Below are 21891 nucleotides of genomic sequence, written 5' to 3'. Positions count from 1 at the left end.
AGCTGAAACAAAGCTGAATAGTGATTAATTAGCCATTTCACCCGCCAGTGGCAGGATAATCGTAACGCGCAAGCCCCCCAGTGGGCTGCGTTCAAAATGCGAGTGTCCTGAGTAGCGGCCAATTAGTTGCGCAAGAATCGAAAGGCCTAAGCCATAGCCGGGACGGCGTTCATCCAGCCGTGTGCCGCGCTCACCCAAACGCGAAAGATCCCCTTCTGCAACGCCGAGACCGTCATCATCAATGGTGAGCGTGAGTGTGTTGGCGGAGACGGCAATATCGCAATGAACGCGCCTACTCGCCCATTTGCCAGCGTTATCGAGCACGATGCCTACTATTTCAGAAAAGTCATGAGCCTCAATAGGCACTTGGTCTTTCTCGCCTGCCGAGTGGGTGAAGTTGAACATACGCTCAGGGTAAAGGCTTCGGAACATCTCTATGAGCCGTGAACTATCTCGCGTGACGTTGGCCATTCGACCCGCGTTAGGGCCTGCAATACGCGAACGACGCAGCTCCGCATCTAACTGGGCGTTAATAGCCTCAATACGGCTGAGCAGTTTCTGCCGCCGGTTTTCATCAATAGGCCGGTTGCCGCGCAGTACTTGGGTAACCGCTGCCAACGGAGTTTTTAAGGCATGGGAAAGGTTGGCGAATGACTCTCGAGAGCGCTGTAGACGCAGGTCGATGTCGTCCATAAAGCGGTTAAGCTGTGCGACCAGAGCGTCCAGCTCGGCTGGCGCGGTTAGCGAAAGGCGCTCGCGCTCCCCCGCTTGCAGTTCGGCCAATTGCCCACGGAGCTGCCATAAAGGCGTCAGGCTACGGTTAACGGCCAGCATGTTGAGCGTGATTAGCATTACTAAAAGCCCTGCGGCAATGCCGCCTACCCACCAGTGCAGCGTGGCCAGGCCCGCTTCAACCTGGGAAAAATCCTCCCCCACCAGTAAAACGCCGTTAGAACCCTGCCACTCAAAATGGCGGCGGTAGACCAGCAAGTGCTGATCGCCCTGTTTAACATCTAAAAGAGCATCGCCGTTTTCTTCCAGCAGCGGCGCCAACTGTTGCTGCCATTGGGGATTAGAGGCGCTCACCGAGCCGTTTAGGCGCAGCACGTATAAATGGTGAAAGACTTGATAGCCACGGCTAACCGAGTCAAGCGCGGCAGGCATGGCGGCTTCACCTTGCTCAAGCTGGGTGACGGCATGGTCGGCTTCGCGCTGGAGACGCTCACCCAAGAAATCCCGAGCAAGGTTCTGCAGCAATATTCCATGTAGTAGCCAGGTCGTCATCACCACGAATAGCGCCACGCCACCTAGCCAGGCGAGTAGTCGAAAACGTAAGCTGCGCCGATCAATGTGAAGCAAAGTAATAGCCCTGACCGCGGCGAGTTTGGATAATTGATTTGCCTAGATAACGGCGCAGACGAGCGACATAGACTTCGACCAGGTTGGGCGCGGCAGCATCCTGCTCCAAGGCATACAACTGCTCTAGTAGCTGCTCTTTAGAATGAATGCGATCCGGATGCAGCATTAAATAGCGCAGTAGTCGAAACTCAGTCGCCGTGAGCGAGCGCCACGCTTCCCCTTCTTTGCAAACCCGTTGGCCTGCCCCATCCAACGATACGCCGTTAAGCGTGACCACCTGCGATAACTGACCAGACTGCCTACGCAGTAGGGCCTTCAAGCGGGCCATGAGTTCGGCTTCATGGAAGGGTTTGGTCAGATAATCATCGGCTCCTGTTTCAAGACCAATGACTTTATCTTCCCAGGTGTCGCGGGCCGTCAGAATCAAAATAGGGGTGGCGCGTTTTTGCTTGCGCCACTGGGCGAGCAGATCCAGCCCCGAGCCATCGGGCAAGCCGATATCCAAGATAGCCAGCTCGTAATGCTCGGTTGCCATAAGCGACTTGGCCGCTTTCAATGTAGCGGCCAAATCAACCAGGTAACCGTTGTCTTTAAGACTCTCTGCCAAGCTTTCTGCTAGCAGGTCATCATCTTCGAGTAGCAACAGTTTCATGGGTAAACATCAGGTTAGAAAGAAAAATTGCCGTACATGCCGGATTCGTAATGGCCGGGGATGTTACAGGCATACTCTAGCTGGTTAGCATTATCAGGAACACTCCATAGTAGAGTCCCTGTCTCACCAGGCGCAATGGTGACGCCTGCCATGCTCATGTTGGCCATATCGTGGCTTTCACCGTGTGCCATATTAGACATATCGTGGTCACCATTGGCCATATCTAGCATCATTTGACGATGCTCTTCCTGGGCTTCTTTACTGCCAATCACAAATTCATGCTCTAAATTGCCGGTGTTGGTGATTTCAAATCTAACCACCTCCCCAGCAGTCAGTTCTAGCGCTTCAGGGTCGAACCACATATCGCCAGCCTCAAGGCTGATCGTGCGGTCAACGTCAGCCTCGGTTAGGTTATTGCCACCACCGCCGTGGCCGGGTGCAGCCAGCGCCGCGCCCGTGATCAGACTTAATGAAAGGGCAAACAAAGACGTTGTTAAAAGAGTGTAGCGCGTGGTCATTTACCTCAGAGGTTATTGTCACCCGTTCTTTATACGGTGTTAACCTGAAACGAGCCTGAACCCAGCGGTCAAAACATGATCTTTAGCAACCTTACTGTTGTCCGCAAGGTTGCAAGGCTTGACCTGAGGGTAGCCCCAGGGTTGTAAGCTTAAAGCGTTATTGCTAGCTGACTTGGTAGGAGGCTTACCATGATGAACGCAGATTGTTTTGCTTTTATGAGCTCGATGGGGTGGTTGGCTTGGTTAATGCCGCTAACTTTTTTACTGTTGATAGGGCTGGTTATTGCCTCGCTGGGCAAGTATTTGTTTAGCCACACACCTCAAGGAGACCGCTCATGAAGCGTTTTACCGCTACGGTTTTATCTAGTGCTTTACTCCTAGGAGCCGCCTCGGCTCAGGCTGCGTTGCCGGATGAAGCCACGCTGTACAAGAATCCGCAGTGCGGCTGCTGTGACGAGTACGCCCGCCACCTTGAAGAGCAGGGTGTGGATGTAACGATCGTTGATGACGTTGAGCTAAGTGAGATCAAACAGCAGGCAGGCGTCCCCTATGGTTTAGGGTCGTGCCATACCACCGAAATAGGCGACTACTGGATTGAAGGCCATGTGCCGATGGAAGCGGTTACCAAGCTGTTTGAAGAGCAGCCTGACATAGATGGCATTGGCCTGGCGGGGATGCCCATCGGTACGCCGGGTATGCCGGGGCCTCAGAGTGAGCCCTATAACGTTTACGCCTTTAGCGGCCAGCAAGATGAACCGTTTATGACGTTGGCACCGTAAGTAGCGTGCGCTTCAAGTCTTATCCGGCAGCGCATAGCTGGCGGTGACATGCACCACGGGGCGCGTTTCATCGCTGGCTGAGAATAGCTGTACTTCGCCCACCGCTAAGCGGCGGCCGAGCTTGATCAGCTTGGCGTGGGCGATAATGTCGTGATCACCTGACGCTGCGCGGAGGAAGTGGCAGTTTAAGTCGCTGGTCACCGCCATCGGCTCGGGGCCAATTTGCGCTAAAATAGCCACGTACATAGCCACATCCGCAAAGCCCATCATGGTGGGCCCGGAAACCCGCGGGCCGGGTCGCAGGTGCTCGTTGCCTATCTTCAGACGCAGGGTGGCCGTCATGTCGCCCACGCTCTCTATCTTGCCCATCCGCTGGGGAAACACTTCATCCAGAAAGTGTTCGATTTGCTCGGCACTCATTACGGTCATTGTTGTTTTCCTTTATAAAAAAGCCCCGAGACATGCGCCTCGAGGCTGATTAAACCATAAAACGAACTTACTATGCCTTATGCACCTTGGCCTTATGCACTTGCCGCCACTCGTGCAGTAGCGGCTCGGTGTAGCCGGAGGGCTGCACACGGCCTTTGAAGATCAGGTCAGAGGCGGCTTTAAAGGCGGTGGAGCCTTCAAAATCGGCGCTCATGGCGGTGTAGGTGGGGTCGCCTGCGTTCTGCTCATCGACCACCTTGGCCATGCGCTTGAGGGTCTCTTCCACCCGCGGTGCATCGACAATGCCATGCAGTAGCCAGTTGGCAATGTGCTGGCTGGAGATACGCAGCGTGGCGCGGTCTTCCATCAAGCCGACGTTGTGGATATCCGGCACTTTCGAACAGCCTACGCCGTGCTCTACCCAGCGTACTACGTAGCCCAGAATACCCTGGCAGTTGTTATCCAACTCCTGCTGCTTCTCTTCATCCGACCAGTTGGCATTTTCCGCTACCGGCACGGTGAGTAGGTCGTCCAGATAGTCGGGTTCGCCCAACGCCTCCAACTCGCGTTGTACGTCTGTGACGTTGACCTGATGGTAGTGCAGCGCGTGCAGTGCAGCCGCCGTAGGAGAGGGCACCCAAGCAGTGTTGGCACCGGCTTTCGGGTGACCGACTTTCTGCTCCAGCATGTTGTGCATCAGGTCTGGCATGGCCCACATGCCCTTACCGATTTGCGCACGACCACGCAGACCGCAGGCAAGACCCACTTGTACGTTGCTCTTCTCGTAGGCCTGAATCCAAGCGGCGCCTTTCATATCGCCCTTGCGCACCATGGGGCCCGCTTCCATGGTGGTATGCATCTCGTCGCCGGTACGGTCGAGGAAGCCGGTGTTGATAAACGCCACCCGTGAGGCAGCTTCGGCAATACACGCCTTGAGGTTAACGGTGGTGCGGCGCTCTTCGTCCATGATGCCCATTTTCAGGGTGTCACGGCTCATGCCTAAAATGTCTTCAACGCGGCTAAACAGTTCGTTGGCGAAGGCGACTTCTTTAGGGCCGTGCATCTTCGGCTTGACGATATAAACAGAGCCAGTGCGCGAGTTGCGCGGCTGGTCGGCGTCTTTCTTCAGGTCGTGCAGCGCCAGCAACGAAGTGACCACCGCATCCAGAATACCTTCCGGTAGCTCGTTGCCGTTCTCATCCAAAATCGCCGGTGTGGTCATTAAGTGACCCACATTGCGCACGAACATCAGCGAACGGCCGGGTAGCGTGACACTGCTGCCATCGGTGGTTTGCCAGGTGCGGTCAGCATTCAGCTTGCGGGTAAAGGTTTTGCCGCCTTTTTCGATCTGCTCTTCCAGATCGCCCTTCATCAGGCCCAACCAGTTGCTGTAAACACCCACTTTGTCTTCTGAGTCCACCGCGGCAACGGAGTCTTCGCAATCCATGATGGCGGTCAGGGCGGCTTCCACCACCACATCTTTAACACCTGCCGGGTCGGTTTTGCCGATGGCGTCGTTAGGGTCGATCTGGATTTCCAGGTGCAGGCCGTTGTTACCCAGCAGAATCGCGTCGGGCTTGGCCGCTTCGCCGGTAAAACCAATCAACTTGCCGGAATCCTTAAGGCCCGTCTCACGACCGCCTTCCAGCGACACCACCAAGTGCTCATCACGAATGGCGTAGTTCACCGCATCACGGTGCGAGCCAGTCGCCAGCGGTGCCGCGCGGTCAAGCACGCCACGGGCGTAGGCAATCACTTTGGCGCCACGTTTGGGGTTGAAGCTGGTGCCTTTCTCCGCGCCATCCTCTTCGGAAATCGCATCGGTGCCGTACAGGGCGTCGTAAAGGCTGCCCCAGCGCGCGTTAGCCGCATTCAGCGCATAGCGTGCATTGCTCACCGGTACCACCAGTTGAGGACCTGCCTGAACGGCTACTTCACGGTCAACGTTGGCAGTGGTCGCTTTGACGTTAGCCGGTGCTTCTGCCAAGTAGCCGACTTCTTTCAAGAAGCGGCGGTATCCCGGCATATCAGTGACCGGGCCGGGGTTTTCCCGGTGCCATACGTCAAGTTTTTCTTGCAGCGTGTCGCGCTCTTCCAGCAATTGACGGTTTTTGGGTGTCAAATCATAAAACAGGGCATCCACACCGGCCCAAAAAGCGTTTTCATCAACACCTGTTCCCGGTAGCGCCTGCTCATTGATAAAACGATCTAAATCGGCTGCCACCTGTAAACGGTGGCGCGTGATACGCTCGCTCATGGGGTTTCTCCTGTGAGGATGTCCGTGGGTAATGTGTTTGCCACGGTCAGTGTAAAATGTATTTATGGAAAATAATTCCACACCTGGGCGGGCATGTAAACAGCGTAGACCCTAATGCGCTAAAATGCTCGACCAAATGACTAGGCATTTGGTTTGGGGAGCGCGAAACACCTGCCGGGCCTAGGCCAATGGACAATGGCGTTATGGAGAAACATCAATGAGTGATTTCCAACATCTGGAAGGCTTGTTTCGCCACGCCTCGGGCGATACCGCCCTTACCCGCCTGTTGCCTGGGGAAGTACTGGCAGATGCCATGCAAGGCTATTTCCAGCACTATGGCTTAGAAGCACTGCTGTTAGATACCAGTGAAGTGCATGCAGGCTTTATCGATACGGGGCGCTTTGCGCTGTGGTGTCAAGTGTGGAGCCCCCCGCAGCCGGTAGGCACTGCCTTTGTGGTACACGGCTATTTCGATCATATGGGGCTATATCGTCATTTGCTTGAACGCCTGCTGGCTAAGGGTTGGCGAGTGGTGCTGTGGGATCTTCCCGGCCACGGCCTTTCCAGTGGAGCGCGGGCGGCAATAGAAGATTTCGATGACTATCAGCACTGCCTGGCTCATTTGCAGATGACCTTAAAGAGCCAAGGCATGGCGCCTGAGCCGTGGTTAGGCGTGGGCCAGAGCACCGGTGGGGCGATTCTGGCTACCGATGCACTCACCCGCCGTGAGGTCTCTGGCTGGTCGGGTTTGGTGCTGTTGGCGCCTCTGGTGCGACCTTGGGGGTGGAGCCAAACCAGCTGGCTGCACCTGATTGCCAGTCCTTTCGTAAAAGAGTTGCCGCGTAAATATCGCCCCAACTCCACCGATGAGCAGTTCACCGAATTTCTACGTGAGGGTGACCCGCTGCAGCCCGAGCGTTTGAGCGTTGCTTGGGTGAGCGCCATGCGCCGCTGGATGCCGCGCCTGCTGGCCCAGGAGCCTAATCCGCTGCCTACCCTGATACTCCAGGGCGAGCAGGACTTGACCGTCGATTGGGAGTGGAATTTGGCGATTCTGGCGAAGAAGTTTCCCAATGCCGAAATTCACCGCCACCCGGAAGCTCGCCACCACTTGGTAAATGAGGCAGACCCCATCCGCGAAGTGCTGTTTGAAGCGCTGGATAATTTTGTAGATGGGTTTGTCGAGAGTTCTAACCGATAGGTTTCGCAAAATATATCGGTGAGAGACCTCCCAAGCGTTACGGGCACAGAATAAACGCCGCTGAGAATTTATTCTGTGCTTTACCTGCCTATGTTCACACTCACCTTACTGGGCGTTCAGGAAGTCCTCCACATTGAGCAGTATCAGCTCATTATCATCCGCTTGCCCCTGCTGGCGGCCAATCGAGAACGGGTAGTTATTGTCGTTGGCAACCACGATGGTGCTCTCATCGACACGATCGACGTTCTCAATGGTGACAAAGGGAAAGTTAAAGGTGCCGTTGATCGTGCCTCTCGGTGCAAGGCCCTCTGGATCCTGGATGTCCATCAAGTCGATATAGGCGATTTTCTCAAGCACACCCTGCTCGTCCGTACGCTCGAGGTCGATGAGATAGATGCGTTTGAACTCGGCGGGATTCTCTGCCCACTCTTCTCGCGGGTCGCCTTGACGGCTATCGCGCTCGATGATTAGGCCGCGAGTTCCGCCAATGAGGTTGAAATCGCCAATCGCATGATCCGTTGACTCCAAGGGGTAGTAGCGGGTTGTGTCGCCCCATTCGCCGTTTTCAGTATCGAGCTCGAACATTCTTAATACGGGGGTGCCATCAATGGTTTCCGGGGCGTTGGCGTTGCTGTCCCAGACTGGCTTTTCCAATAAGGGGTAAAGGGTTGTTTGGTCTTCGGAGAGCGCCATGCCCTCGTAGCCGCCGGAGCGAAACACCACCACATCATCAGCGAGAGGCGCGCCAGGATTAGGGGTGAGGGCAAAGGCATTGTCGGGTGAGCGCATTAGTTTGCCGCCTGGGTCTGTGGCCAGCACCTGCAGCACCTCACCTTCGTTATCGACCTGGATAATCCAGGGGCCGAACTCATCGCCAATCCAGTAGCTATCGCCCACCGGTTGTATCGATTCGAGGTCGAAATCGGCACCCGTTAAGAAACGACCGGGGGTGGCTTCATTCATAATAGGGAAGGGCACCTTGCGGTTTGGATCCGAGAGTTGAACGGTCTCCTCAATGATGACGCGCCCTGAGTTCCAGTCGGGCTTTATGATGTTAAACATCAGAATGACGTCGGAAGAGTTCGCCTTGGAGCCAAAGCCGTTATCGGTCAACACCAGGAAACGGTCATCGCCAAGTGAGCGAATACCAGAAAAACCCTGCAGAGGCTGGCTGGGGAAGGGTAGCGCTAAGCCGGTGGCTTGCATGTTCGTATATAACTGCTCAATGCGGCCCTCTTGGCCAGTAAAACGGCCGGAGACGTTGTAGTGCTCAGCGGCGCCGGAAGGAGCCGCCACAAAGGTACTGCCGGGTAGCTGAGCATGGCCGGACAATGTGGAGGGAAAGCTCTGCTGGGCGTGTGCCGTACTGGTAAACGCAAAGGCGAGTAGAGCAGTCGCTAGTAACGGCTTTGTCATCACTATTTCACCATTTAGGAAGAAAAATTAGAGCAGGTGCAGCCTTTGCTAATTTTCATCCGTCATAGTGATAGTTGAATGACAAAGTGCAGACGTTTTAATGGCAGCAGGGTTTCACGTCGAGTCTGGCCCTGAGTTGTAAATACGTCTTGCTCAACAGGCGTAAATATTAATAAATGGTGTGGCTTTCAAATACATTATTCAAAGAGGAAATGACAATGGGATCATCGGTCAAAAAGGTACTGGTATTTGCGGGCAGTGCCCGAGAAGCGTCACTGAATAAGCAGCTAGCCAAGCTGGCCGCCAAGCGTATTGAGGCGCTTGGCGGGGAAGCAACCTTTATCGATTTAAAAGATTATCCCTGCCCACTGTTTGATGAGGATGTTGAAGCCCGGGGCATGCCGGAAAATGTGCTGAAACTGCGTGAGATTCTGGCGGATCACCAAGCAGTGATGATCGCCTCCCCGGAGTACAACGGCTTTATCACGCCGCTGCTGAAAAACACGCTGGACTGGCTGTCACGGCCCTACCAGGATACGCCGGGGCTCAAGTTATTTGCCGGTAAGTGGGCAGCGCTGGTGTCGGCTTCCCCTGGTGGGCTAGGTGGCATCCGTGCGCTGCCGCTAGGTCAGCAACTGTTAGCCAATCTGGGGTTGGTCGTGCTACCACAGCCATTGTCGCTGGCAAAAGCGGGCAGCGCCTTCAATGATAGTGGCGCGTTACACGATGAAACCACGGGTCAGAAGCTGGATGCGCTGTGTCAACGCCTAGTGGACTCATTGGCCGCCACCCATTAACCGTCTAGTGGCTTTCGGGGACTTACGCCCCCTTTAGCATCCGATCCAGTTGGCGGTAACCAATGGCCTCAATTAGATGCGGCTGGGTGGGCTTGGGTTCGCCCTGAAGGTCGGCCAGGGTCAGGGCTACGCGCAGTACGCGGTGATAGGCGCGGGCGGAGAGCTTGAGCTTTTCGAGCACGCCCGCAAGCCAGGCGCGCTCTTCATCGTTAAGCGCACAGGCGGCCTCCAGGGCTTTGCCGCTTAGCTGGCTATTCAGCGCGCCGCGGGCCATTTGGCGTTCTCGGGCGGCCATCACCCGCTCACGCACGGCTTCTGAAGACTCGCCTTGGGTTTGTGCGGTGAGCTGTTCTGGCGGCAGGGCAGGGACTTCCACTTGCAGATCGATACGGTCTAGCAGTGGCCCGGAAAGCCGCGCTTGATAACGTTGGATTTGACTGGCGGTACACTGGCAGCGCTGGCGCGGATCGCCCAAATGGCCGCAGGGGCAGGGATTCATTGCCGCGACTAACTGAAATTGAGCAGGGTAGCGACGTTCATGACTGGCGCGGGCTAAATGGATCTCGCCGGTTTCCAGCGGTTGTCGAAGTACCTCTAGCACATGGCGGGAAAACTCCGGCAGCTCATCCAAGAACAGCACGCCGTGGTGGGCGAGTGAAATCTCGCCGGGTTTGGGTTTTGAGCCGCCACCTACCAGCGCCGCAGCGCTGGCACTGTGATGGGGTTGCCTAAAGGGCCGTTTACCCCAGTCAGCTTCCAGCGGTAGCCCGCAAACCGAGCGCACGGCGGCGACTTCCAGGGCATCCTCCTCAGAAAGCGGCGGCAGAATGCCCGGCAGGCGGCTGGCCAGCATGGTTTTGCCGGTGCCCGGCGGGCCTGCAAACAACAGGTTATGGCCACCGGCCGCAGCGACTTCCAGCGCCCGGCGGGCCTGCTGCTGGCCGCGCACATCGGCAAGATCATCCACTGGGGCAGTGGTTTTCACCGAGGCACTGAGCTTGTGCGGCGGGATCTTCTCTTGATCGAGTAGGTGGGCGACGACTTGCCAGAGCGTATCGGCAGGTAGTACCGGCAAATCGCCCGCCAGGGCGGCTTCATCGGCGCAGGCGCGGGGAATAATCAGCGCTTTCTTTGCTCGCCGTGTGGCAAGGGCAAAGGGCAGTATGCCCGGCACGGCACGCAGCTTGCCATCCAAGGCTAACTCGCCAGCGCACTCCATGCCTTCCAGCGCTTCGACGGGAATTTGCCCGGAGGCGGCAAGAATACCTAGGGCAATGGGCAGATCAAAACGGCCACCTTCTTTGGGAAGATCAGCGGGGGCGAGGTTTAAGGTAATACGGCGGGTATTGGGAAAATCAAAGCCTGCATTGACTAGCGCACTGCGCACCCGCTCGCGGCTCTCTTTTACCGCCGTTTCCGGCAAACCCACTAGCGTTAGGCCCGGCAAGCCGTTAGCCAGATGCACCTCAACATGCACCGCCGGTGCATCTAAACCTACGCCTGCCCGCGTGGCTACAATGGCTAGCGTCATTGCCTTCCCTCGCTGCTTTTAGATAAAACTCTAACTCGAATGTAAGCGAAATCTACATTACCTTAAGTACTTAACCTATCGTAATTAAGAACGCTTTGGTAGCGCTTAAGAAACCGGTTTAAAGAAGCTGGGGGTAACTTGACGAGGTAATGCGCTTGCATTAACTTTGTATGCATTACATTTGCATTGCTATCAAGCGGGGAGCAACAGTGAGCACGCTTATCGAAGACGATTCAACTCTGACAGATCGCTATCAAACGACTGTTCCGGCATCGATTCGCCGGGCGCTAAAGCTGAAACGCCGAGACCGTATCCATTATACCGTGCGTCCAGATGGTGAAGTGGTGCTTTCCCGGGTAAGTGATGAGGCCAAACACGACCCTGTGATGGTCAACTTCCTTAATTTTCTGGAGCGCGATCTTCTGGCGCATCCAGAAAATATTCGCCCGGTGACTGCCAGTAGCTTTGCCGAGGCCGAACGGCTTACCGCAGGTATTGAGGTAGACCTCGAAGAGGCGCTCGAAGAGGATGATGACGACGAATGAAGCCTCTGGAGGTTAATGGATGGACGATTTATGCCCATCCGTTGTTCTTGGAACAAGTCGAAGCACTCACCTTGAAGGTGAGACATCTTCAATCGAAAGATCCTGCCGGTTATCGCAACAAGGCGGCAACCAAGCGCCTAGCAGCGATCATGAAGCTGGCCTTGAATGATATTCCGCAGGATCCATCAGGCACTCAATACCGCCAAGGAAACACCCTCGGCACAGAGCATACAAATTGGCAACGAGCAAAGTTCTACCAGCAGTACCGGCTGTTCTTTCGTTACGATGCTGCGAGCAAAATCATTATTTACGCGTGGGTCAATGATGACGCTACAAAGCGCGCTTACGACAGTAAGCATGATGCGTACACTGTCTTTCAGAAAATGCTCAACAATGGTAATCCGCCGGACAGCTGGAAAGCCTTACAGAAAGCCTCAATGAGTGAAGTTGAACGCATCAATGTGCTCTTTGCGGCAGATGGTGACGAAAACTAATGGCGGCATGATGTGGTCGCGCTATCGTTTATTAGGCTTCAAATCCCGCTACCCTCTGTCCTAATGGCTAACCGTTGGTGCTGTCTCCAGTGCCGTCGTCAGCTCACGGGCAAAACGTTGAGCAGAGGGGAGTGCGCCGAAGCTCCATACCGGCGGCAGGTGAACTATCCTGTCGTGCCTGACGCTGGGGAGCTGCTGCCACAGGCCGCTTTTTGCGAGCTTCTCCTCGACTCCGGTGGGCAGCGGGTCGATGATCACCAGCGTTGCTTCTGGGTAGCGTGCCAGCGCTTCAATCCCTACCAGCGCAAATCCCCAGGCATTGGTGGATTGATCCCAGGCATTGGGAAGGTCGAGCTGCTTCAGAACGGCGTTGTATAAGCTGTTTTCCCCAAACACCCGCACGTGGCGGGCATCCATGAACTGTACCATCAGTAGCGGCGCGATTTCTGACTGAGAGAGGGGCTGGGATTCGCGCAGGGTGGCCATCAAGGCTTGGGTCTCTTCAATAAGCCGCTCGGCCTGAGGCTGGCGCTCGGTTAACTCGCCTAGCTGACGGGTCAGGGTTTGCATTTCCTGCCAGGTATCGGTGCCGGGGGAGTAGAGCGAAAATGAAGTGACCGGGGCGATGCGCTCCAGGCGCGGTGTCAAACCGGCGAACATGGGCGAGATCAGCGTCTGTTCTGGCGGCACCTGGGCCAGCAGTTCCATATTGGGCTGGGTGCGCAGGCCCATATCGGTGGCACTATCGGGAATATGAGGCTCACCTACCCAGGCGTGGTAGTCACTCTGTTGAGCAACGCTGCTAACCGGCGCATCAATGGCCAGCAGTGTTTCAGCGATCGTCCAGTCCACCGTGGCCCACTGCGCTTGGGCAGTAGAAACGCTCAGCATACAAACGGCGAACAACCCGCAGCGGGCGAGCAAAGAGAACAGGTTGGTGTGGCGCATGGTGGTGAGAGGCCATCCAGAAAATAAGGGCTGTATTTAAACGATAATATTTATTGTTTGCAAACCTGCATTCAAGAAAAAAATGCCCAGGTGGAGTGGCCTGGGCAGGTGGAGTTACAAGAAATTAACGATGCTTAGATAAGGGCTGGAACCGCTGCCTAGCACGAGCGTTTAGAAACGGTAGTGAACGCTGGCGGTGACGCCGCGCTCCGCACCGAAGTAGCAATACTCAAGCGAGTTGCAGGAGGCTACATAGTCTTTATCGAGTAGATTGCTCACGTTTAAACGTGTTTCGACACCTTGAACGCCAACATGGCTCAGGTCGTAGCCAATGGTGGCATCCACCAGGGTGTAGTCGGGCACGGTTTCGGTGTTGGCCCGGTCAGCGGCGATATCCGCGTAGTGACGCACGCCGACACCCATATCTACGCCATTTAGCCAGCCCTTGTTGGCCTCGTAGTGGCCCCAGAGCTGCACTTGATGGCGTGGTGAATAAATGGCGTTGTTGCCCTGATTACCATCATCGCTTTTGGCGTAGGTGATGTCGGTGAAGCTATAGCCTGCCTGAACCGAGAGGGTATCCGTTAGCTGGGTTTGCGCTTCCAGCTCCAGCCCTTGGGATTCGATCTCCCCCACTGCGCGGTATGGATCGGTGGGCTGCTCTTTGGTGGCAACGTTCTCCTGGCGGATATGGAACAGCGCCGCGCTGTATTGGCTTTGGCTGCCGCTGGGCTGGTATTTAACGCCGGTTTCCCACTGTTCGCCCTCCATGGGCTTCAGCAGGTCGCCACGCTCATCCACGAAGCTGGTGGGGGTGAACGCGGTGGAGTAGCTAAGGTAGGGAGCCACGCCATTATCAAACAGGTAGACCACCCCGGCGCGGCCACTGAACTGGGTATCGCTGAGGGAGCTGGTGTCACCGCTATCGCGGTCGGTATTGTCGATACTCACCCAGTCGTAGCGGCCACCCAGAGTGAAGCGCCAGTTATCCATGGCTATCTGATCCTGCAGGTATACCCCGGTCTGATCGATCTTATGGCGTTCACGCACCGGGGCGTAAAACTCGATGGGGTCGCTGCCATAAACCGGGTCAAACGCATTGAGCGGCGGGAAATACCCAGTGGGCCACGATACATCGTTCTCCCGCTGCTGGTAATCCACCCCGAACAGCAGCGTGTGATCCATAAAGCCGCTGCTAATGTTGGCTTCTAACTGGTTGTCGAGCGTCCAGGCTTCCAGGGACTCATCGCTGCCGGAGTAGTAGCGGGTGAGCTCGTCAGATTCCGGTGATACCCAGCCAAAGCCGTAGACCTGGTTGAGTACCACGTCTGAATTGAGGTAGCGCATCAATTGACGGCCGGTCACCTGGTCGTTGAAGCGGTGTTCCAAGGCGTAGCCGAACATGCGTTGGGTTCGCTCGTAGGTGTCGTAATCCTCTTCACCATCAAAGAAGTTGTTGCCGATCTTGCGGCCATTATGGGCGACCACGGCCCCCTCATAAGGTACGCCGGAGTGGTAGCCGCCTTCGGGTTCATCCTGTAGGTAGGCTTCTACGGTTAGGTTGGTGTCATCGGTGATATCCCAGGTGAGCCGGGGCGCAATGGCATAGCGTTCCTCTTCTGCCGGGCCAAACTGGGTATCCGCGGCGCTGGCAATACCGGTCAGGCGAAAGGCCACCCGTTGCTCTTTGCCAATAGGCCCGGTGAGGTCAAAAGCGGCGCTGCGTTGGTTGTTATTGCCGACCCGGAAACGCAGCTCACCTCCCTGTTCAAACTCCGGCCGCTTGCTGTTCAGGGCGACCACCCCCCCAGGGGAAGCGCGGCCATAGAGCACCGAGGCGGGCCCGCGCACCACTTCAATGCTTTCCAGAAACCATGGGTCGATGCGCATACTGCTATGGGAGTTGGCATCACCCATGACTTTCAGGCCATCCAGGAAGGTATTGCTCAAGCTGCCGTCAGAAAACCCGCGCAGTACCAAGTAGTCGAAGCGATTGGAGGCGCCTACCTGATTGCTGTAAACACCGGGCGTGTAGTTGGTGGCGCGCTGCACGGTACTTACCCCGCGGTTATCCATCTGTTCGCGGGTAATCGTGGAAACGCTCTGGGGTATTTCGATCGTCGGCGTTTCCACTTTGGTGGCAGCCTGCTGGGCTGTGACCGTGACGGTGGCTAACTCGGTGCTTTCTTGAGCGTATAGCGGAGAAACAGCCAGTGCCGAGAGAACGGCGACGCTAAGCGGAGAGCGTAGAAAACGGTGATGGGGGATTAACATAGGAGGTACCTGCAATAAGCATCAATTAACCAATGTGTTAATGAGAATTATTGCGCTTAATGGCTGCTGAAAGGTATGCGCAATGACAAAGGGCGTATGCGTACTGCCAAAAAATGTCCAACAGAGGAACTTAGGAAACCTCTGATTAACTATTACGCTTGCCCATACGGCGTTAAAAATCGCCTCAAAATGCTCATTTACACCCACGTAAACTCCGCTTTTTCGTTGATTTTTGCCTTGTCTGGCCTGCGCTCATTACGTTAATCAGAGGCTCCTGACCGCTCCAAAAACAACCCTGCGGCTTTTAATGGCGATGGTGTACTTCATGGGGCGCAATGCCAAAAGCGCGCTTAAAGGCGGTGGCAAAATTGGTGGCGTGGCGGTAGCCACAGGCGTGAGCGGTTTGCTGCACGCTATAACCTTTGCGTAAGTAGTCTTGAGCTTGGGTCAGGCGACAACGGCGTAAATAGTCGAATATTGAGCAGCCGTAGCAGCGCTGAAATTTGCTGCGTAGGCTGCTGGGACTCATGGCCGCATTGCGGGCCATCTGCTCCAGCCGATACACCTGGTAGGGGTGCTCTTCGAGCTGCTTGCGCAAACGTTCCAGACGTTGGTGATCGCGATGGGAGAGCCCCTGCGATTGGCCTACTGCTTGCTCTGTTTCTCTGGGCTCGAGGTAGGCGTCGGGCAGCCCGTGAGCGAGCAACTGGAGTGCTAGGCCCTGCCATAATAGGCGCTGTCGCTCTGCTGGCCAGTTCGACGCCAGTGCCGCTTCAAGACTATGGCGAAGAAGCGGCGGCACCTGCCAGGTATGCAGCACCGGCGTTGACGGTGGGGCCACGTTGGTAGACGAGAAAGAGAGAGACCCGCTGTCCGCGAGAATTGAGAGGTTGAGGATGCGCAAATGCTGTGGTGCGGGTTGGAAGACCTCAAGCCCGGTCTGCTCGTTGAAATGGGCACTGAAGGCGCCGCCGGCCTGCAACTGAAACGACTGTTGCCCTAGGCCGACTTGGATATGGCCCTCGAGTATCACGCTGAGAAACCACGGCGCGGCACGCCGTGAAGTGGAGGCGTAAGCGTGCAGGACGTCAAGATCAGAGTGTGTCACCCGCAGCGTGGGGTCTATCTCGACGTCCATCACCCGCCCACGGGCAACACAGGGCGCTGGCTGGGAGCGGTCAGGCGCTTCGGGAAAGCGGTAGTCGATCCCGAAGCGCTGACCAATAGCCAGCAGGTCATGGGTGGTGAGTGGTACGCAAGATGGCGTTATTGAGCCGAGTGTAGCCATCCCCGTTACCTCACCCTTGAGCGGTTGTCAGCGAGTAGTGAACCAGCACTCAGTACTCCATCGACCAGTTTAGTGTGTAAGTACGCCCGCGGCCCTGGTAGTCGTAGAGGTATTCCGGGCCGTAGTAGGGCGAATAGAACATGGCGGCGCGCTGACCCCAGACGGTGGAGTACTGGTCATCCAGCAGGTTCTGCACGCCCAGGCTTAGGGTGCCGAAGTCGGTGTCTTGACTGAGCGATAGGTCGAGGGTGGTATTGCCATCGATCTCGCGGTCAGCATCGTCCTTCAGGTCGAAGTTATGGTTGGCCTGCAAGCGCGCCGAGCGAACATAATCTGTCCAGCCGATAAAGGCGGTGGCGGAAGAGAGCGAGGCATAGCGGGCGTCACGTTTCTCCCACTCCCCTTGGTCGTTCTCCTGCTCGGAACGCACCAGGTGCAGAGTGCCCCCGGCCTCCAGGCCATTATCAAAGTAACGGGTCACGGCGCTTTCCAGGCCGAAGTCACGCTTCTTCTCATCCACAACGCTGACGCTTAAATCCTCGGCGTTCTCTACCGCCTTGTCCGACCAGGCGTAGTAAAGCGCTGTTTGGGCCGTCCAGTTGCCCCCCTGGTAGCGCCAGCCTAGCTCTACTTGATCCGTCTCGATGGCAGATAACGGGTTGTTATCGACACTGACGTCGGGGCTCTTGCCGTAGTATTTGGCGGGATCTGGCAGTTCGAAGCCCTGGCTGAACTGCAGCCAGTTCTGGTGTCCATTGCGGTAGTCGTAGAGGGCGCTAGCATTGAAGAGCGTCGCTTCGTAGTCATTTTTGCCGCCAGGAATCCCCTGGAATTCATCCACTTCGACGTCCATGTGCTGCTGGCGCAAACCGGCAGAGAGTTTAAGTGCCTGAGTGGCTTGCCAGTCGCCCTGCACAAAGCCTGAGAGCCCGTCCACCTGATAGCCGGGGTAACGGGGTTCAACGCCAGATGCCTGTTGCACCAGACCGCCGGAGGCGTTCGAGATGTCGGTATCGAACAGCATTTGGCTGGCATCGAAGGTTTCACGATCCAGATCGAGGCCGTAGGTTAGCGAAACGTCATCACCCAGGCGTGACTCAAACAGCGCCTTGATGCCGCTTAAGTCGGTGTTTTGCTGTGAGGCGCGAAATTGCAGACCGTCGTCGACTGGGTAGGGAAATGCCTGGAAGCTGGACTCCTCCTCCCGGTGAAATGCCTGCAGGTAGAAGTTTTGCCCCCACAGGTTGGCGTGGTGATAGTTAATGTTGACGAGTTTACGGTCGGTTTCCGGATCGCGCTGTGAACGGTAGCCATCGCGAATCTCGGCATCATTTAAGTTGGGCGTGGCCGCGTCGAGGTTGGGAAAATAAACACCCCGGTTGCCTTCGAAGCCTGAACGGTAGAGCTGGGCACCCAATTCCAGACTCTGTTCGTCGGTCAAGCGGAAAGAGAGGTTGCCCAATACATCAATGCTGCGATTGTCCTGCAGGTCGGTCTGGGCGATATCAGGGAAGATTTCCTGGCCGCTACCGTCATAGTGGCGGCCGTTATCGCTAATGGCTGTACCCAGGTAGCCTTGAACAAACTCATTTCCACCGCTGATCGATTGCGAGAGGCGGCGGTCCATATCATCGCTGTTGTTAAAGCCGGATGTGATGCCAGCTTCCGTCCGCCAGTTCAGGCCTTCTTCGCCCTTGCGGGTAATAATATTGATCAAGCCACCCGTAGCGCCGCCGCCATACAGGCTGCTGGCGCCGGAAAGCACTTCCACACGCTCGATATTAAAGGGGTCGATGGCATCGAACTGGCGGGAAAGACTACGGGAACCGTTCAGCGATACACCGTCGATCAGTACCTGTACACCACGACCGCGCATATTTTGCCCATAATTGGTGCGCCCTTGCGGTGCCAGATCCAGCCCCGGCACCAGACGCCCCAGTGCTGTCTTGAGGTCTGCACCATTGCGGGTCTGTTGTTGCAGCATCTCTTTATCAATGACCCATACCGCACCAGGGATTTGGCTAATCTGGGTGGGCGTACGGGATCCCACGACAACCATGGTCTCCTCTTCGTCCGCGTTTGACACCGTATTTTGGGCGAAAACACTGCTGGAGAAACCCAGTAAAAGGCCGGTGCCAATGAGCGCAGCGGTTGAAGACGGCGATTTGGAAAAAGGCGATTTTGCAAATAACAGCGCGTGCATGGGTAACGATCCGCAAACGATAAGAGAGGAAATAAGCAAGTAAGAAGCGGAGGTTATCATCATGTAAGGCAAAGTCAACGATAGTGATTCGTATTTGTTTTTTGGTTAACAATGGTTGATGGGTAGAGGCATTCGCCGACCTGCCCGTCCCAGTGAATGAATATTTGTAGCAAGAGTAAGGCGCAGCAACAGGCCAATGCCCTATTGCTGCGCATAAAGCGGAAGGGTTAAGCAGGCTTATTCTTCTGGTCTGTATCTGTATCGGCGTCCGGTTCGGGGGTCGGTACCGGCGGTACCTCTGCTTCCATTGGCGTGGCCACTGGGGCAGCAGCTTCAACGGTCGCTTCAAGGTTAGCCACTTGGCGCTCCAACGTCTCTACCCGTGAACGGGTACGTTGCAATACGTCCATTAAAATATCGAAATCCTCCCGCGAGACAAGCTCCAAGCGGTCAAAGGCACCGCGTACGACTTGCTGCACGCCCTTTTGAATATCTTCCGGCGCCTGGGAGGCGTTTTGTAAACGGTCGCCAATCTGCTGGGCCAGTCGGCTGATGCGGTCTTGAGGCACCATCGCGCTCTCTCCTTAATAACTCGCTAAATGAATATTTCAAAAGTTGCTTACCGGTAAGGATACGCAACAGTCGGCGAATTCGCATGCGCCGAGTGAATTTCCTGTTAATCGTGTGGCTTGCATCGAAATGGAGCGTGCTGCTTTTGCTTGCGCTCTTTTTTGGTGCAATAGCGGTGGCGCATTAATGGACTTTGCTCAGATTTAGCTCTGCAGGACGCTTGGTTTTCAGGTAACCAGTTGACTTATAAGAAAAAAAAGTCAGCTGGCACAGTATGCGCATTATCGGTTCAGGTGCTTATTCTGGCGGCTGTGCCGCTACCAATCTAGCAGGACTTATCCAGCAGGGGAGATCCGGGATGAAACTCATCACCGCTATCATCAAGCCATTTAAGCTCGACGACGTTCGTGAGGCATTAGCCGACAACGGCGTTCAGGGCATTACGGTCACTGAAGTTAAAGGTTTTGGCCGTCAGAAAGGGCATACCGAGTTGTATCGTGGCGCTGAATACGTCGTCGATTTTCTACCCAAGGTAAAAGTGGAAGTGGCCGTAGATGACGCCCGTTTAGAGAGCGTACTGGATGCGATCTGTAGTGCGGCTAACAGCGGCAAGATCGGTGACGGCAAGGTGTTTGTGACACCGCTTGAAGACGTTATTCGGATTCGGACAGGCGAACGCGGTGCAGACGCCGTTTAACGCTGTTTTTCGGATCATTTCTATAGTTCAACGGGGAACTTACAATGAATGAGTTGACTGATCTGAGCTACGCGCTCGATACGTTCTACTTTCTAATTTGCGGTGTGCTCGTCATGTGGATGGCGGCAGGCTTCTCAATGTTAGAGGCGGGCTTGGTACGCTCCAAAAACACCGCTGAGATCCTGACCAAGAATATAGCTCTGTTCGCCATTGCCTGCACCATGTACCTGCTGGTGGGCTACTACATCATGTACTCCAGCAGCGCTGGCGGCTTCCTTCCCAATCTGGGCTTCTTGATTGGCGCTGAAAACAGTGTGGATGCGGTTACCGCAGGCGGCGATGACGCGCCTTACTACTCCATGCGGTCTGACTTCTTCTTCCAGGTCGTGTTCGTGGCAACCGCCATGTCGATTGTTTCGGGTGCCGTGGCTGAGCGTATGAAACTGTGGGCATTCCTGGCCTTTGCTGTGGTAATGACCGCGTTTATCTATCCGGTGTCTGGCTACTGGACTTGGGGTGGCGGCTGGTTGTCTGAAGTGGGCTACTCTGACTATGCGGGTTCAGGCATTGTGCACCTTGCCGGTGCGGCGGCTGCGTTAGCGGGTGTGATCGTGCTAGGCCCACGTAAAGGTAAATACGGTAAAGACGGTTCTATCCACGCTATTCCCGGTGCCAACATGCCGCTGGCAACGCTGGGTACCTTCATTCTGTGGATGGGCTGGTTCGGTTTCAATGGCGGTTCTGAGCTCAAACTTGCGGCTGTCGATTCTGCTAACAACGTGGCACAGGTGTTTGTAAACACTAATGCAGCAGCGGCGGGTGGTGTTATTGCTGCCCTGATCCTGGCCAAACTGTGGTTCCGCAAAGCGGATCTGACCATGGCCTTGAACGGTGCGCTGGCTGGCCTGGTGGCCATCACCGCTGATCCGCTCTCTCCGACCGCACTGAGCGCGACCATTATCGGCGCGATTGGCGGCATCATCGTGGTCGCAGCCATCGTCACCCTCGATAAAGTGAAGCTGGATGATCCGGTCGGCGCAATCTCGGTTCACGGTGTTGTCGGTATCTGGGGCGTGCTGGCGGTGCCGCTGAACAATGACGGCGCATCATTCGGTGCCCAGATCATCGGCATCGTAGGTATCTTCGCTTGGGTATTCCTGGCCAGTCTGGTGGTATGGCTCATTCTGAAAGCCATCATGGGCATCCGGGTTAGCGAAGAAGAAGAGTACGAAGGCGTTGATATCGCAGAGTGTGGTCTTGAAGCCTACCCTGAATTTGGTGTCAAAAAGTAATGTAGAAAGTAATTTGATGCTGACCTAGTGAGCTGGCGTGCTCCTTCTGGCCTCCCTTTAGTGGGAGGCTTTTTTATTCTCTGCCGATAGCGGTGTATGCTGGTAGTTAGCGGTTAACGGCTGCAACATTTGCAGCCGTTCAACCCGACCCCATCACGGCCACCCAGTTAGAGGATATGGTAATGAAATTGATCACAGCGATTATCAAGCCGTTCAAGCTCGACGATGTGCGCGAGTCGCTTTCTGACATCGGCGTACAGGGTATTACGGTAACGGAAGTGAAGGGCTTTGGGCGCCAGAAAGGGCATACCGAGCTATATCGTGGCGCTGAGTATGTGGTGGACTTCCTGCCCAAGGTGAAGCTGGAAGTCGCCGTGGACGACGACATGGCCGAGCAGGTGATTGATGCCATCACCCAGGTGGCAAACACAGGTAAAATCGGCGACGGCAAAATCTTTGTGATGCCGCTGGAGCAGGTGATTCGTATCCGTACTGGCGAAACGGGCAAAGACGCGGTTTAGGTTTGTGAACTGTGAGTGGTGAATGGTAATAAAAAGCAGTAAGTTTTTGAATTGTAGGTAGTAAACAGCACAAAGCCCCTGCGGATCATCTCCAGCAGGGGCTTTGTACTAGTGATGCAT

The 21891-nt window shown here is 55.6% G+C and carries 21 protein-coding genes; 9 read left to right on the top strand and 12 right to left on the bottom strand.

Going from position 1 to position 21891, the window contains the following annotated elements:
• Positions 1-24 precede the first annotated feature (24 nt).
• From OM794_RS21665 to OM794_RS21655, 3 genes are read right to left on the bottom strand one after another with little or no spacing between them, the layout of a single operon-like run.
• Positions 25-1359 (bottom strand): ATP-binding protein, encoded by a 1335-nt coding sequence (locus OM794_RS21665; RefSeq protein WP_226250877.1) that lies wholly within the window; start codon positions 1357-1359, stop codon positions 25-27.
• Complete coding sequence (locus OM794_RS21660) at positions 1346-2011, bottom strand: response regulator transcription factor (RefSeq protein WP_226250876.1); 666 nt, start codon at positions 2009-2011, stop codon at positions 1346-1348. The genes OM794_RS21665 and OM794_RS21660 overlap by 14 nt, the downstream gene beginning before the upstream one ends.
• A gap of 14 nt (positions 2012-2025) precedes the next feature.
• Positions 2026-2529 carry a plastocyanin/azurin family copper-binding protein gene (locus OM794_RS21655; protein ID WP_226250875.1) on the bottom strand — a complete coding sequence of 168 codons (504 nt, stop codon included), beginning with the start codon at positions 2527-2529 and terminating at the stop codon, positions 2026-2028.
• A gap of 189 nt (positions 2530-2718) precedes the next feature.
• Here OM794_RS21655 and OM794_RS21650 point away from each other — a divergent pair, with 189 nt between their 5' ends.
• Entirely contained in the window at positions 2719-2868 is a 150-nt protein-coding gene (locus tag OM794_RS21650; RefSeq protein WP_157693147.1) for a hypothetical protein, read from the top strand.
• A complete protein-coding gene (locus tag OM794_RS21645) occupies positions 2865-3308 on the top strand; it encodes a DUF411 domain-containing protein (RefSeq protein ID WP_226250874.1) in 444 nt (147 codons plus the stop codon). The genes OM794_RS21650 and OM794_RS21645 overlap by 4 nt, the downstream gene beginning before the upstream one ends.
• Before the next feature lie 12 nt (positions 3309-3320).
• On the opposite strand, the gene OM794_RS21640 is transcribed toward OM794_RS21645, so the two are convergent.
• On the bottom strand, positions 3321-3737 hold the full coding sequence (locus OM794_RS21640; protein ID WP_226250873.1) for a PaaI family thioesterase: 417 nt from the start codon (positions 3735-3737) through the stop codon (positions 3321-3323).
• Between the two features lie 70 nt (positions 3738-3807).
• Positions 3808-5994 (bottom strand): malate synthase G, encoded by a 2187-nt coding sequence (locus tag OM794_RS21635; RefSeq protein WP_226250872.1) that lies wholly within the window; start codon positions 5992-5994, stop codon positions 3808-3810.
• A 217-nt stretch (positions 5995-6211) separates the two neighbouring features.
• Here OM794_RS21635 and OM794_RS21630 point away from each other — a divergent pair, with 217 nt between their 5' ends.
• Entirely contained in the window at positions 6212-7195 is a 984-nt protein-coding gene (locus OM794_RS21630; RefSeq protein ID WP_226250871.1) for an alpha/beta hydrolase, read from the top strand.
• Between the two features lie 105 nt (positions 7196-7300).
• Here the strand turns inward: OM794_RS21630 and OM794_RS21625 are convergent, their stop codons facing one another.
• Positions 7301-8611 (bottom strand): esterase-like activity of phytase family protein, encoded by a 1311-nt coding sequence (locus tag OM794_RS21625; protein WP_226250870.1) that lies wholly within the window; start codon positions 8609-8611, stop codon positions 7301-7303.
• A gap of 218 nt (positions 8612-8829) precedes the next feature.
• On the opposite strand from OM794_RS21625, the gene OM794_RS21620 reads away from it, so the two are divergent.
• On the top strand, positions 8830-9408 hold the full coding sequence (locus OM794_RS21620) for an NADPH-dependent FMN reductase (protein WP_226250869.1): 579 nt from the start codon (positions 8830-8832) through the stop codon (positions 9406-9408).
• Positions 9409-9430: 22 nt separating this feature from the next.
• On the opposite strand, the gene OM794_RS21615 is transcribed toward OM794_RS21620, so the two are convergent.
• On the bottom strand, positions 9431-10939 hold the full coding sequence (locus OM794_RS21615) for a YifB family Mg chelatase-like AAA ATPase (protein WP_226250868.1): 1509 nt from the start codon (positions 10937-10939) through the stop codon (positions 9431-9433).
• A 209-nt stretch (positions 10940-11148) separates the two neighbouring features.
• On the opposite strand from OM794_RS21615, the gene OM794_RS21610 reads away from it, so the two are divergent.
• Together OM794_RS21610 and OM794_RS21605 are read left to right on the top strand one after the other, a co-directional pair.
• Positions 11149-11484 carry a type II toxin-antitoxin system PrlF family antitoxin gene (locus tag OM794_RS21610; RefSeq protein ID WP_265154053.1) on the top strand — a complete coding sequence of 112 codons (336 nt, stop codon included), beginning with the start codon at positions 11149-11151 and terminating at the stop codon, positions 11482-11484.
• The gene (locus tag OM794_RS21605; protein ID WP_226250866.1) at positions 11481-11978 is read left to right on the top strand and encodes a type II toxin-antitoxin system YhaV family toxin; all 498 of its coding nucleotides are present in this window, start codon (positions 11481-11483) and stop codon (positions 11976-11978) included. Before OM794_RS21610 ends, OM794_RS21605 begins: the two co-directional genes overlap by 4 nt.
• Before the next feature lie 60 nt (positions 11979-12038).
• Here the strand turns inward: OM794_RS21605 and OM794_RS21600 are convergent, their stop codons facing one another.
• The 5 genes from OM794_RS21600 to OM794_RS21580 all read right to left on the bottom strand — a co-directional run bounded on the left by OM794_RS21600 (position 12039) and on the right by OM794_RS21580 (position 19263).
• On the bottom strand, positions 12039-12926 hold the full coding sequence (locus OM794_RS21600) for an ABC transporter substrate-binding protein (protein ID WP_226250865.1): 888 nt from the start codon (positions 12924-12926) through the stop codon (positions 12039-12041).
• Between the two features lie 171 nt (positions 12927-13097).
• Entirely contained in the window at positions 13098-15200 is a 2103-nt protein-coding gene (locus tag OM794_RS21595) for a TonB-dependent siderophore receptor (protein WP_226250864.1), read from the bottom strand.
• Between the two features lie 304 nt (positions 15201-15504).
• Positions 15505-16488, bottom strand: coding sequence for a helix-turn-helix transcriptional regulator (locus OM794_RS21590; protein WP_226250863.1), 984 nt, complete (start codon positions 16486-16488; stop codon positions 15505-15507).
• Positions 16489-16537: 49 nt separating this feature from the next.
• A complete protein-coding gene (locus OM794_RS21585) occupies positions 16538-18691 on the bottom strand; it encodes a TonB-dependent receptor (RefSeq protein WP_226250862.1) in 2154 nt (717 codons plus the stop codon).
• 227 nt (positions 18692-18918) lie between these two features.
• Positions 18919-19263: an accessory factor UbiK family protein gene (locus OM794_RS21580; RefSeq protein WP_226250861.1), complete on the bottom strand. Its 345-nt coding sequence runs from the start codon at positions 19261-19263 to the stop codon at positions 18919-18921.
• A 356-nt stretch (positions 19264-19619) separates the two neighbouring features.
• Here OM794_RS21580 and OM794_RS21575 point away from each other — a divergent pair, with 356 nt between their 5' ends.
• The 3 genes from OM794_RS21575 (at position 19620) to glnK (ending at position 21771) form a co-directional block, all read left to right on the top strand.
• Positions 19620-19958 carry a P-II family nitrogen regulator gene (locus tag OM794_RS21575; protein ID WP_007112359.1) on the top strand — a complete coding sequence of 113 codons (339 nt, stop codon included), beginning with the start codon at positions 19620-19622 and terminating at the stop codon, positions 19956-19958.
• Between the two features lie 44 nt (positions 19959-20002).
• Positions 20003-21250 carry an ammonium transporter gene (locus tag OM794_RS21570; protein ID WP_226250860.1) on the top strand — a complete coding sequence of 416 codons (1248 nt, stop codon included), beginning with the start codon at positions 20003-20005 and terminating at the stop codon, positions 21248-21250.
• A gap of 182 nt (positions 21251-21432) precedes the next feature.
• Positions 21433-21771: a P-II family nitrogen regulator gene (glnK, locus tag OM794_RS21565; protein ID WP_007112362.1), complete on the top strand. Its 339-nt coding sequence runs from the start codon at positions 21433-21435 to the stop codon at positions 21769-21771.
• Positions 21772-21891 lie beyond the last annotated feature (120 nt).

The organism is Halomonas sp. BDJS001 (genome assembly GCF_026104355.1).
Taxonomy (GTDB): domain Bacteria; phylum Pseudomonadota; class Gammaproteobacteria; order Pseudomonadales; family Halomonadaceae; genus Vreelandella.
The sequence above is the reverse complement of the archived record's forward strand: the minus strand, read 5'-3'. Positions and strand labels throughout refer to the sequence as shown.

Bases quoted from the DNA above. Each gene is read 5' to 3' on its own strand.
- OM794_RS21660 (WP_226250876.1), bottom strand. From the start codon at position 2,011: ATGAAACTGTTGCTACTCGAAGATGATGACCTGCTAGCAGAAAGCTTG.
- OM794_RS21655 (WP_226250875.1), bottom strand. From the start codon at position 2,529: ATGACCACGCGCTACACTCTTTTAACAACGTCTTTGTTTGCCCTTTCA.
- OM794_RS21650 (WP_157693147.1), top strand. From the start codon at position 2,719: ATGATGAACGCAGATTGTTTTGCTTTTATGAGCTCGATGGGGTGGTTG.
- OM794_RS21645 (WP_226250874.1), top strand. From the start codon at position 2,865: ATGAAGCGTTTTACCGCTACGGTTTTATCTAGTGCTTTACTCCTAGGA.
- OM794_RS21640 (WP_226250873.1), bottom strand. From the start codon at position 3,737: ATGACCGTAATGAGTGCCGAGCAAATCGAACACTTTCTGGATGAAGTG.
- OM794_RS21635 (WP_226250872.1), bottom strand. From the start codon at position 5,994: ATGAGCGAGCGTATCACGCGCCACCGTTTACAGGTGGCAGCCGATTTA.
- OM794_RS21630 (WP_226250871.1), top strand. From the start codon at position 6,212: ATGAGTGATTTCCAACATCTGGAAGGCTTGTTTCGCCACGCCTCGGGC.
- OM794_RS21625 (WP_226250870.1), bottom strand. From the start codon at position 8,611: ATGACAAAGCCGTTACTAGCGACTGCTCTACTCGCCTTTGCGTTTACC.
- OM794_RS21620 (WP_226250869.1), top strand. From the start codon at position 8,830: ATGGGATCATCGGTCAAAAAGGTACTGGTATTTGCGGGCAGTGCCCGA.
- OM794_RS21615 (WP_226250868.1), bottom strand. From the start codon at position 10,939: ATGACGCTAGCCATTGTAGCCACGCGGGCAGGCGTAGGTTTAGATGCA.
- OM794_RS21605 (WP_226250866.1), top strand. From the start codon at position 11,481: ATGAAGCCTCTGGAGGTTAATGGATGGACGATTTATGCCCATCCGTTG.
- OM794_RS21600 (WP_226250865.1), bottom strand. From the start codon at position 12,926: ATGCGCCACACCAACCTGTTCTCTTTGCTCGCCCGCTGCGGGTTGTTC.
- OM794_RS21595 (WP_226250864.1), bottom strand. From the start codon at position 15,200: ATGTTAATCCCCCATCACCGTTTTCTACGCTCTCCGCTTAGCGTCGCC.
- OM794_RS21590 (WP_226250863.1), bottom strand. From the start codon at position 16,488: ATGGCTACACTCGGCTCAATAACGCCATCTTGCGTACCACTCACCACC.
- OM794_RS21585 (WP_226250862.1), bottom strand. From the start codon at position 18,691: ATGCACGCGCTGTTATTTGCAAAATCGCCTTTTTCCAAATCGCCGTCT.
- OM794_RS21580 (WP_226250861.1), bottom strand. From the start codon at position 19,263: ATGGTGCCTCAAGACCGCATCAGCCGACTGGCCCAGCAGATTGGCGAC.
- OM794_RS21575 (WP_007112359.1), top strand. From the start codon at position 19,620: ATGAAACTCATCACCGCTATCATCAAGCCATTTAAGCTCGACGACGTT.
- OM794_RS21570 (WP_226250860.1), top strand. From the start codon at position 20,003: ATGAATGAGTTGACTGATCTGAGCTACGCGCTCGATACGTTCTACTTT.
- glnK (WP_007112362.1), top strand. From the start codon at position 21,433: ATGAAATTGATCACAGCGATTATCAAGCCGTTCAAGCTCGACGATGTG.